A 10,442-nucleotide genomic window follows, 5' to 3' on the forward strand; every position below is an offset into this window, starting at 1 on the left:
CCGCCCGCCCGTCACCGCCCGGTGACGGGCGGGGGCACACGGGCGGAGAGCCCGACCGGAGGTCAGCCCGTGGTCTTCCCGAGATCCTCGAGCTCGGCGATCTCGGTGATCTCGGCGACCTCCTCGGCGGGCGGAGCCTTCACCGAGACCTTGGCGCCCCAGCGGGTGTAGTCGGTCTCGACCGTGAAGCTGGAGGTCTTGTCGCCGTAGGTGCTCGTCAGCCGGGTGGGGAGCCGGTCGGCGCCGACGGACAGCTTCCAGGTCAGCACCGTCTTGGCCGCCTTGCCGGTCGGCTTCTCCATCACCGAGGCGCGGAACCACGGCGAGACCTTGTAGAGCTCGCCGAAGGTGGTCTTCCCGGCGTAGCCCCCCGGCCGCTTGACGGCGTGCGCGAGCAGCGCCTTGAGCGTCGCGGGCTCGGCGGGGTTGATCAGCTGGCCGTACGAGCCGGTGAAGCCGTTCATGCCGCCGGGGACGCGGAGCCAGTTCTTGCCCTCGGGCAGGAGCTGGCCGAACATGCCGCCGGAGACGTAGGAGACGTTCTTCACCGTGACGGTCCGCTCGGGCTTGGAGAGCCCGTCCATCATCTTGGCGACCGCCTGGGAGTCCTCGTCGTAGGAGTTCTGCAGGGGGACCACGAGCTCGTCGAGGTCATCGGACTTGATCCGCAGCTTGGTGGTGTGGTCGGAGGCGACGACCCCGGACGTGCCGAACTGCAGCACGCCCTTCCGGCTGGAGAGGACCAGGCGGGTGTCGCGGTTGGTCACCTTCGTCTTCTCGGAGAAGCTCACTCCGTTGCCCGTGCCCAGCTTGCTCCGCAGTGCGGCGAGCGGTTCGGCGGGCGCCTGGGCGTGGGCGGCCGAGGCGAGCGTGGGAACGGCCATGCCTGCGAGTGCGGCGCAGGCCAGGCCGGCGATGAAACGCTTCAAAAGGAATCTCCCGATCATTCCCTCCGCCCCGTGTGGGAGGGATCCCGGGCATCCTTCCGGAGCAAGATCACGGAACAGTCTCGCCGAATGCGTTGATCACCGCATTTATTGTGAATGTTCCGTGCACTCTCCGGCCGGGTGCGGCACTGCGGAACACGGCGCCCGGTGAAGTACGGCGCCCGCGGTGGAATGCGGCGCCCGGTGGAATGCCGGCGCCCGGCCCCGCCGGAGCCGGCGGGGCCGTACCGTCAGCCGACCGGGAGCGTGGGCGGCGGGGAGAGGTCGCCGCCGACCCGGCCCGCGTCGGCGGTGTCCTCCGGCGGCGGAGGCGTCAGCACGACCTCGGCGCCCCAGCCGGTGTAGCGGGTGTCCGCGACCGTGACGGTGGGCCGCTTCGGCGTGCCGGGCACGGGCTGCTTCCAGGTGGTCGTCAGGCGGCGGGGCAGGTTCGAGCGGTCCAGCCAGAGCCGGAAGCCGACCGTGATCTTCGCGTCCTTCCCCTTCGGCGGCCCGGCGAGCCGGTCGCGGAAGGAGGGGGAGACCGCGTACAGCGTGCGCAGCGTCACGGCGCCCTGGTGGTAGGTGCCGGAGGCGAGCTTCTTCCTCACCGCGGCGCGGGAGAGCAGCGTGCCGAGGGTGGCGGGCTCGAAGACGTTCACGATCTGCGGGAACGCGGCGGTCTGCTTGATGTTCGCCGGGCCGATCAGGCCGAGCCAGCTCTTGCCCTCGGGGAGCCAGGTCTCGTAGCCGGGCCCGGACAGGTAGGCCTCGTTCGGGAAGCAGATCACCCGGGTCGAGCCGAGCCGCCTCCCGATCAGGTGCTCGAACTCCCGGACGGCCCCGCGCCCCGCCTCGGTCCGTCCGGTGGTGTCCGTGGCGTACACCCCGGAGGCGTCGAACTCCACCCTGCCCTTGCGCCAGATCGTGACGACCGCCTTGCCGTCCCGGTACATGCGGCCGACGTCGGAGACGCGCAGCCCCGTGTGCTCGGTGAAGTGCCGCTCCAGCGCCGTCACGGGGGAGGGCGCCGCCTGCGCCGTGCCCGCCCGTACGGCCTGCGCCCGCACCACGCCGGCCTGCGCCGGTCCCGCCTGCAGTGCCGAGGCGGCCAGCGCCGCGGCGACCGGAATGGCCCACCGTCTCATCGGATCCCTCTCACCACGGGTCAAGATCCGCCAAGTTAGGCCACCTCCGTCCCAGGCGGCTATGCCGTACGCCAACAACTCCGCGCCCCCGCTTTGCGCGCGGGTGAGCCGTACGGCACGCGGACGCGGGGAGACCTACGACGCGACCTGCCCGGCGGGCGGCGGCGTCAGGACGACCCGCCTGCCCCAGCCGGAGAGCCGCACGTCGCTGGTCTTCTTCACCACGCCCAGAGCGCCGCTCTCCTGCCAGGCGGAGACGAGCCGGCCGGGGAGCCGGTCGCGGCCGATCCACAGCGTCCAGCGCACCTTCATCGAGCCCTGCTTCGCGGTGAGCCCGCCGCCGTCGAGAGAGGCCCGGTAGGACGGTGAGACGCGGTGGAGCGCGGCGGCGGTGATGGTGCCCTTGTAGACGGTCGTCCCCGCGCCGGAGGACTTACCCGAGGCCGTGGTGAGGAGGGTTCTCAGCGTGGCGGGCTCCAGCGCGTAGAGCGGGGTCATGAAAGGCGAGGGCACGCCGCCCTTCACCGTGGCCTTCATCCACTTCTTTCCCTTGGGAAGGGCGTCGGCGAGGATTCCGCCGCCCGAATACACCGTCCGGCCGACGGCGAGGTTGCGCACGGGCTCCGCGCCCTCCGCCAGGCGGACACGACCGCGGTGGCGACGGCGGCCGTGAGCGTCATGGACGTGAAACGATTCACGCGATTCCTCTGGGTCATTCTCTCCGCCTCACGGAGAGGAGCTCCGGAATCCTCGCAACCGGATATAACGGAAGCATATCTGGAACGGTCGAATGCCGATTCCCCCTGTGAACCACGCGGGCGGAAACGGTCCGTTGCCGCTTTCTCCCGCGCCCGGCGGCGGTCCCGGACGGGACACGGGCCGGCGTGCGGCGGAGCCGGGCCGGTTACGCTGCGGTCAGCCGCCGGTTAGCAGGGCGGGACACAGACGAGGAGGTCTGTCATGGATGCCGTGTCGAGGATTCGCGTCGTCATCGCCAAGCCGGGGCTGGACGGGCACGACCGGGGTGTGAAGATCGTGGCGAGGGCGCTGCGGGACGCCGGGATGGAGGTCGTCTACACCGGCCTGCACCAGACACCCGAGCAGATCGTGCGCACCGCCGTCCAGGAGGACGCCGCCGCCATCGGGCTCTCGATCCTGTCCGGGGCGCACATGACCCTCTTCGCCAAGGTGATCGAGCTGCTGAAGGAGAACGACGCGAGCGACATCGTGGTCTTCGGCGGCGGGATCATCCCGGACGACGACCTTCCCGAGCTGGAGCGGATGGGCGTCGCGCGGGTCTTCACTCCGGGCGCGACCATGGAGGAGATCGTCGAGTGGGTGCGGAGCAGCGTCCCCGCCCGCGTGTGACGCGTCACTCGAAGCGGGTGATTCCGGACTGCTCAGCCCCCGGTGACCTCCTCGGCGTTCGGAGGGGGCTAGGCTTCATTGGCGCAAAAATCGCCAGCTCCCCTCGTCTCGTGGAGCCGGCCCGCCGACATCTGTACACCAGCCGGACAAGCAAGGACGGACCCTCGTGGACCTGTTCGAACATCAGGCGAAGGAGCTCTTCGCGGAGTACGGCATCCCGGTGCCGCGCGGCATCGTCGCGCACACCGTGGAGGAGGCACGCGCGGCAGCGGAGGAGCTGACCGGTCGTGTCGTCGTCAAGGCCCAGGTCAAGACCGGTGGCCGCGGCAAGGCGGGCGGCGTGAAGGTCGCCGACGACGCCGCCGACGCCGAGCGCAAGGCCACCGACATCCTGGGCATGGACATCAAGGGCCACACGGTCCACAAGGTCCTCGTCGAGGAGGCCAGCGCGATCGCGGAGGAGTACTACTTCTCCTTCCTGCTCGACCGCGCGAACCGCACCTTCCTCGCCATCTGCTCCGCGGCGGGCGGCATGGACATCGAAGAGGTCGCGCACGCCACTCCGGAGAAGGTCGCGAAGGTCCCGGTCTCCCCGCTGACCGGCGTCGACCGCGCCAAGGCCCGGGAGATCGCCGTGGCCGGCGGCCTGCCGGAGAAGGCCCTCGACGGCGCGGCCGAGCTCATCGAGAAGCTCTGGGCCGCCTTCGTCGACGAGGACGCCTCCCTGGTCGAGGTCAACCCGATGATCCTGTCCGCCGACGGTCAGGTGAAGGCCCTGGACGGCAAGGTCACGCTCGACGACAACGCCTCCTTCCGCCAGCCCGAGCACGAGGCCTACGCCGACAAGGCCGCCGAGGACCCGCTGGAGGCCGCGGCCAAGGCCAAGGACCTCAACTACGTCAAGCTCGACGGCAGCGTCGGCATCATCGGCAACGGCGCCGGCCTGGTCATGTCCACCCTGGACGTGGTCGCCTACGCGGGCGAGGCCTTCCCCGGCCAGCCCAAGCCGGCCAACTTCCTCGACATCGGCGGCGGCGCCTCGGCCGAGGTCATGGCCGCCGGCCTGGAGATCATCATCTCCGACCCGTCGGTCAAGTCGATCTTCGTGAACGTGTTCGGCGGCATCACCGCCTGCGACGCGGTGGCCAACGGCATCGTGGCCGCCTTCCAACTGCTGGAGAGCCGCGGCGAGGCGGTCACCCGCCCCCTGGTCGTCCGCCTGGACGGCAACAACGCCCAGCTCGGGCGGCAGATCCTGGCCGACGCCAAGCTTGCCGGCGTCGAGCTGGTCGACACGATGGACGAGGCGGCCAAGCGGGCCGCCGAGCTGGCTGCGGTGGGTGCGTAATGGCTATCTGGCTGACCGAGAACAGCAAGATCATTGTTCAGGGCATGACCGGCGGGGAGGGCACCAAGCACACCCGCCGCATGCTGGCCTCCGGCGCGCGGGTCGTGGGCGGCGTCAACGCCCGCAAGGCCGGCACCGTGCACGAGGGCCTGCCGGTCTTCGGCACCGTGGCCGAGGCCATGCGCGAGACCGGTGCGGACGTATCCGTGGTGTTCGTGCCGCCGGCCTTCACCAAGGACGCGGTCAAGGAGGCCATCGACGCCGAGATCCCGCTCTGCGTGGTGATCACCGAGGGCGTGCCGGTGCACGACACCACCGAGTTCTGGGCGTACGCGGTGGCCAAGGGCAACAAGACCCGCATCATCGGCCCGAACTGCCCGGGCATCGCCTCGCCGGGCGCCTCCAACGCCGGCATCATCCCGGCCGACATCACCACCGCGGGCCGGATCGGTCTGGTGTCGAAGTCGGGCACGCTGACCTACCAGCTGATGTACGAGCTGCGCGACTTCGGCTTCTCCACCGCGGTGGGCATCGGCGGCGACCCGGTGATCGGGACCACGCACATCGACGCGCTGGAGGCATTCCAGGCCGACCCGGGCACCGACGCGATCGTGATGATCGGTGAGATCGGCGGAGACGCCGAGGAGCGGGCCGCGGCCTACATCGAGAAGCACGTCACCAAGCCGGTCGTGGCCTACGTGGCGGGCTTCACCGCCCCGGAGGGCAAGACCATGGGCCACGCGGGCGCGATCGTGTCCGGCTCGGCCGGTACGGCGCAGGCCAAGAAGGAGGCGCTGGAGAAGGTCGGCGTGCGGGTGGGCAAGACGCCCAGCGAGACCGCCCGCCTCATGCGCGAGATCATGAGCTCGCGCTGACCTTCCCTCTCCTGGGGATCCTCTTCCGGAACGCCGCGCCTCCCCTCGCCGGGGCGGTGCGGCGTTCCGCGTCCCGGACCCCGCGTCCCGGACCCCGGGTCCCGGCTCCCGGGTCCCGGCTCCCGGGTCCCGGCTCCCGGCGTTCCGGACCCCGCGTCCCGGGTACGGCGGGCCCGCGCGGGGCGTCCCGCCGCGTGCCGTCCCGCGACACGCGGGGCGGATGAGGGCCGTCCATCCCATGATCGGTGAGACCATCGGGTACCGTGACGGCCTTTCTCGACCATTTCCGGGCGGCCCCCCGCACCGTCCTCAGTCGCATCCCCCTGCCCGGCGCCACGGGTGACGACGACGTCCGCAGGCCGCTCCCCGTCTCCGGCATGCTCGCCGCGGCCTGGACGCTCGGCGTCGGCCTGGCGGTGCTCACCACGCTCACCCTGGTCGGCTGGATCGCCGCGCCCCGGGGCGCGCTCGGCGCGGGGCTGCCCGAGGTGTTCCGCACCGCGGCACAGCTCTGGCTCGCGGCCCACCACGCGGGGTTCGCGATCCCCGGCGGGTCCGTCGGGCTCCTCCCGCTCGGGCTGATGGCCCTGCCGGCGTTCCTGCTCTACCGGGCGGGGATCTGGATGGCCCGTGACGCCGACCTGCGGCTCCGGCTGCCCGCCCGGCTGCCCAAGAACAGCCCCAAGGAGCAGGCCAACGCCCGCCGCCGCGCCCAGCTGGTCCTGATCACGCAGGCGGGCGTCTCGCTGGCCGCGCCGTACGCGCTGCTGGCCGGGGTGATCGCGCTCGTCGCCCGCAACGAGATCACCCAGCCCTTCCTGGGCGAGGTGCTGATCAGCCACCTGGCGCTGGCCTTCGTCGCCGGCGCGCTGGCCACCGTACGGGCGATCGGGCCGTGGCGGGTGATGCCGAGGCTGCTCCCGGAGCGGCTCCGCTCGGTCGTGGCCGGTACCGCGGTCGCGATGGGGATCATGCTGGTGGCGGGCGCCCTGCTGACGCTCGGCGCCATCGTGGTGGGGTTCGACCAGGTCCGGCATCTGACGGGCGTGCTGGCGCCGGGCTTCGTCGGCGGCCTGCTGCTCCTGCTGATCCAGGTGCTCTACCTGCCCAACGCGTTCGTCTGGGGGACGGCCTACATCGCCGGGCCCGGGTTCGCCGTCGGCGCCGGCACGCTGATCGCCCCGACCGGGGTCCAGCTGGGCACCGTGCCGAGCCTGCCCCTGCTGGGCGCGCTGCCCGAGGCGGGGCCGTCCCCGGCCTGGCTCATGGCGGTGATCGCGGTCCCGTTCGCCGCCGGGGCGGTGGCCGGTGTCGTGCTCGTCAGGGTCGCGCCCTCGCCCTCCTACGAGGGCGCGCCGCTGTGGGGGTTCGCCTGCGGCATCGCGACCGGCTGCGCGGCCGGCCTGCTGGCGGCCCTGTCCGGAGGCGCGCTCGGCGGTTCCAGGCTCGTCGCGATGGGCCCGGCGGCGTGGGAGGTCATGCTCTCGGTGACGCTCGAGACGGGGGTCGCCGCGGGCATCTCGGCGGGCCTGGCCAACTGGTGGCTGATCTTCCGCGGCCAGAACACCGCCGTCGCCCGGGCCGCGGCGAAGGTCGGCTCGGCCGCCGCCCCCGTCCGCAGGGCGGGCGCGAGGCTGGCCAGGGCGGCGGGGGCGGTGACCGGCAGGGGCGGGGCCGCCGGCCCGGAGACGGAGCGCGCGCTCCCCGGCCACTGGCTGGACGCCACCGAGTGCGACACCCAGCCGATCCCGGTCATCCGGGACGACTGGCAGGACGAGCACGCCTCGGCCGCCGCGGAGCGACCGGCGCGGACCCGGCGTCCGGAACCGCCCCGCCCGCCCCGCCGGGACATCGTCGACGAGACCGACGACAGGGGCGGCCACGTGATCTACGTCGACCCCTACGCGTGGGACCGCGACTAGCGGTCGCGGTGGTGGCTCAGGGCGCGAACGGGTAGGTGAGCTCGCGGTCCAGGACGGGGATCTTCTCCCGGATCGCCTGCTCCAGCTGGTTCACGCAGCCCTCCCGGGCGGTCACGGTGCCCGCGCCCTTCATGCACTCGTCGTAGGCGGCGTACTCGTCACGCAGGTAGAACTGGAGCGCCGCGGCCCCCGTCGAGAGCAGGAGCGCCATCACCGAGACGACGACGCCGGCGACGGCCGTGCCGATCGGCTTGGGCACCGACCTGAGCGCGGGGACGGCGCGGACGGAGACGACCAGTGCGAAGACCGACATGACCAGCCCCGCCAGGGGGAGCAGGAACGTCATCACCGCCGCCGCGAACGCGAGCCACAACGCACGCCGTCCCGCACTCTCCGCCGGCCGTAGCTGGACGGGTGTCGTCACTGGTGACCTCCTTGCGTCGTCCGAGTGGACGGACCTATACCCTTGCAGCGGCGTTGAGTCCCCGTCCGAATGGAGTTACGTCGGTGTCATCCCAGGCCGCTCGGCTTGTGGTTCTCGTATCCGGCTCTGGAACCAACCTACAGGCCCTGCTGGACGCCGCGGCGGACGAGGGTTACGGCGCCCGGATCGTGGCGGTCGGCGCCGACCGCGACGGCATCGAGGGCCTGGCCCGCGCGGAGCGCGCGGGGGTGCCGACCTTCGTCGAGCGCGTCCCCGACCACCCGTCCCGCGAGGAGTGGGACCGGGCGCTCGCGGCCAGGATCGCCGAGCACAAGCCCGACCTGGTGGTCTGCGCCGGCTTCATGAAGATCCTCGGCGCTCCGACGCTCACCTCGTTCCCCGTGCTCAACACCCACCCCGCGCTGCTGCCGTCCTTCCCCGGCGCGCACGGGGTGCGTGACGCCCTCACGTACGGCGTGCGGATCACCGGCTGCACCGTGATGCTCGCCGACGCCGGCGTCGACACCGGGCCGATCATCGCGCAGGAGGCCGTCCGCGTCTTCGACGGGGACGACGAGCACACCCTGCACGAGCGCATCAAGACCGTCGAGCGGGGGCTGCTGGTCGACACCGTCGGGCGGATGGCCCGTGAGGGCTGGACCGTCACCGGCCGGACCGTCCGCCTCGGACGGACCGCAGGCCTCGGCTGAGGCCCCCGGGACCCCGGCACCCGCTGCGGTCCCGCAGGACCCCGGCGCGCGCTGTGGCCCCGCAGGGGCCCGGCGCCCGCCGCGACCCCGGCAGGGGTCCGGCACCCGCAAGACCAGGCGACCCGGCGGATGAGCCGGGCGCCCCGGACAACCGGCACCAAACAGGAGGATCGAAAGTGACCCGCATCGCCATCCGGCGCGCGTTGATCGCGGTGTACGACAAGAGCGGGCTGGAGGAGCTGGCACGCGGGCTCGACGCCGCCGGGGTGGAGATCGTCTCCACCGGCGGCACCGCCGCGAAGATCGCCTCCTTCGGCGTCCCGGTCACCCCGGTCGAGGCCCTGACCGGCTTCCCCGAGTGCCTCGACGGCCGCGTCAAGACCCTCCACCCGCGGGTGCACGCCGGCCTGCTGGCCGACGGCGGCAACCCCGCGCACGTCGCGCAGCTGGAGGAGCTGGAGATCGAGCCCTTCCAGCTGGTCGTGGTCAACCTCTACCCGTTCCAGCAGACCGTCGCCTCCGGGGCCTCCGACGCCGAGTGCGTGGAGCAGATCGACATCGGCGGTCCGGCGATGATCCGCGCCGCCGCCAAGAACCACGGCACCGCCGCGGTCGTGGTGGACCCGGCCGCCTACGGCGACGTGCTCGCCGCGGTCGCCGCGGGCGGGTTCACCCTCACCGAGCGCCGCCGCCTGGCCGCCGCCGCCTACGCCCACACCGCCGCCTACGACACCGCCGTGGCCTCCTGGTTCGCCAACGTCTACGCCGCGGAGGAGAACGCCTGGCCGGCGTACATGGGCGCCTCGTGGGAGCTGGCGGCGTCCCTGCGCTACGGCGAGAACCCGCACCAGCGGGCCGCGCTCTACACCGCGGGCGCCGGCGGGCTGGCGGGAGCCGAGCAGCTGCACGGCAAGGAGATGTCCTACAACAACTACCTCGACGCGGACGCCGCCTGGCGGGCCGCGTGGGACTTCGCCGAGCCCGCCGTCGCGATCATCAAGCACCAGAACCCCTGCGGCATCGCGGTCGGCGCGGACGTGGCCGAGGCGCACCGCAAGGCGCACGCCTGCGACCCGGTCTCCGCCTACGGCGGTGTGATCGCGGTCAACGGCGAGGTCACCGGGGAGCTGGCCCGGCAGATCGCCGAGATCTTCACCGAGGTCGTGGTGGCGCCCTCCTTCACCGGCGAGGCGCTGGCCGTACTGCGGGAGAAGAAGAACCTGCGGCTGCTGGTCTGCCCGGAGGGACCGGCCAACGCGACCGAGTTCCGCCGGATCGACGGCGGCCTGCTGGTGCAGACCGCCGACCGGGTGGACGCCCCCGGCGACGCCCCGGAGACCTGGGAGCTCAGGGCGGGCCCCGCGGCCTCGCCGGAGGTCCTCGCCGACCTGGCCTTCGCCTGGAAGGCGTGCCGCTCGGTGAAGTCCAACGCGATCCTGCTGGCCGCGGGCGGCGCGAGCGTCGGCGTCGGCATGGGGCAGGTCAACCGGGTCGACTCGGCCCAGCTCGCGGTCTCCCGCGCCGGTGACCGCGCCAGCGGGTCCGTGGCGGCCTCCGACGCGTTCTTCCCCTTCGCCGACGGCCTCAAGGTGCTCGCCGACGCGGGCGTGAGGGCGATCGTGGAGCCGGGCGGCTCGATCCGGGACGACGAGGTGATCGCCGCGGCCGAGGCCGCCGGGATCACCCTCTACTTCACCGGCACCCGCCACTTCTTCCACTAG

Annotated in this window: 10 protein-coding genes; 6 read left to right on the forward strand and 4 right to left on the reverse strand. The window is 72.6% G+C overall.

Annotated features, from left to right (window positions below; genetic code table 11):
* Window positions 1-62 precede the first annotated feature (62 nt).
* From ACFOWE_RS06200 to ACFOWE_RS06210, 3 genes are all read right to left on the reverse strand, one after another.
* Window positions 63-929, reverse strand: coding sequence for a hypothetical protein (locus tag ACFOWE_RS06200; protein WP_377285987.1), 867 nt, complete (start codon window positions 927-929; stop codon window positions 63-65).
* 248 nt (window positions 930-1,177) lie between these two features.
* Window positions 1,178-2,074: a hypothetical protein gene (locus tag ACFOWE_RS06205; protein WP_377285988.1), complete on the reverse strand. Its 897-nt coding sequence runs from the start codon at window positions 2,072-2,074 to the stop codon at window positions 1,178-1,180.
* Window positions 2,075-2,209: 135 nt separating this feature from the next.
* Window positions 2,210-2,692 carry a hypothetical protein gene (locus tag ACFOWE_RS06210; protein WP_377285990.1) on the reverse strand — a complete coding sequence of 161 codons (483 nt, stop codon included), beginning with the start codon at window positions 2,690-2,692 and terminating at the stop codon, window positions 2,210-2,212.
* 342 nt (window positions 2,693-3,034) lie between these two features.
* Between ACFOWE_RS06210 and ACFOWE_RS06215 the strand changes: the two genes are divergently transcribed.
* The 4 genes from ACFOWE_RS06215 (at window position 3,035) to ACFOWE_RS06230 (ending at window position 7,587) form a co-directional block, all read left to right on the forward strand.
* Window positions 3,035-3,442 carry a cobalamin B12-binding domain-containing protein gene (locus ACFOWE_RS06215; protein WP_377285992.1) on the forward strand — a complete coding sequence of 136 codons (408 nt, stop codon included), beginning with the start codon at window positions 3,035-3,037 and terminating at the stop codon, window positions 3,440-3,442.
* Window positions 3,443-3,608: 166 nt separating this feature from the next.
* Window positions 3,609-4,790 carry an ADP-forming succinate--CoA ligase subunit beta gene (sucC, locus tag ACFOWE_RS06220; protein WP_377285993.1) on the forward strand — a complete coding sequence of 394 codons (1,182 nt, stop codon included), beginning with the start codon at window positions 3,609-3,611 and terminating at the stop codon, window positions 4,788-4,790.
* The gene (gene sucD, locus ACFOWE_RS06225; protein WP_377285995.1) at window positions 4,790-5,665 is read left to right on the forward strand and encodes a succinate--CoA ligase subunit alpha; all 876 of its coding nucleotides are present in this window, start codon (window positions 4,790-4,792) and stop codon (window positions 5,663-5,665) included. The genes sucC and sucD overlap by 1 nt, the downstream gene beginning before the upstream one ends.
* A 263-nt stretch (window positions 5,666-5,928) precedes the next feature.
* Window positions 5,929-7,587 carry a cell division protein PerM gene (locus ACFOWE_RS06230; protein ID WP_377285996.1) on the forward strand — a complete coding sequence of 553 codons (1,659 nt, stop codon included), beginning with the start codon at window positions 5,929-5,931 and terminating at the stop codon, window positions 7,585-7,587.
* Between the two features lie 16 nt (window positions 7,588-7,603).
* Here the strand turns inward: ACFOWE_RS06230 and ACFOWE_RS06235 are convergent, their stop codons facing one another.
* Window positions 7,604-8,011, reverse strand: a complete 408-nt coding sequence (locus tag ACFOWE_RS06235; protein WP_377285998.1) for a hypothetical protein — start codon at window positions 8,009-8,011, stop codon at window positions 7,604-7,606.
* A gap of 107 nt (window positions 8,012-8,118) precedes the next feature.
* On the opposite strand from ACFOWE_RS06235, the gene purN reads away from it, so the two are divergent.
* Together purN and purH are read left to right on the forward strand one after the other, a co-directional pair.
* The gene (gene purN / locus ACFOWE_RS06240; protein ID WP_377286000.1) at window positions 8,119-8,721 is read left to right on the forward strand and encodes a phosphoribosylglycinamide formyltransferase; all 603 of its coding nucleotides are present in this window, start codon (window positions 8,119-8,121) and stop codon (window positions 8,719-8,721) included.
* A gap of 176 nt (window positions 8,722-8,897) precedes the next feature.
* Entirely contained in the window at window positions 8,898-10,442 is a 1,545-nt protein-coding gene (gene purH / locus ACFOWE_RS06245) for a bifunctional phosphoribosylaminoimidazolecarboxamide formyltransferase/IMP cyclohydrolase (protein WP_377286001.1), read from the forward strand.

It is taken from the genome of Planomonospora corallina (genome assembly GCF_042650625.1).
Taxonomy (GTDB): domain Bacteria; phylum Actinomycetota; class Actinomycetes; order Streptosporangiales; family Streptosporangiaceae; genus Planomonospora_B; species Planomonospora_B corallina.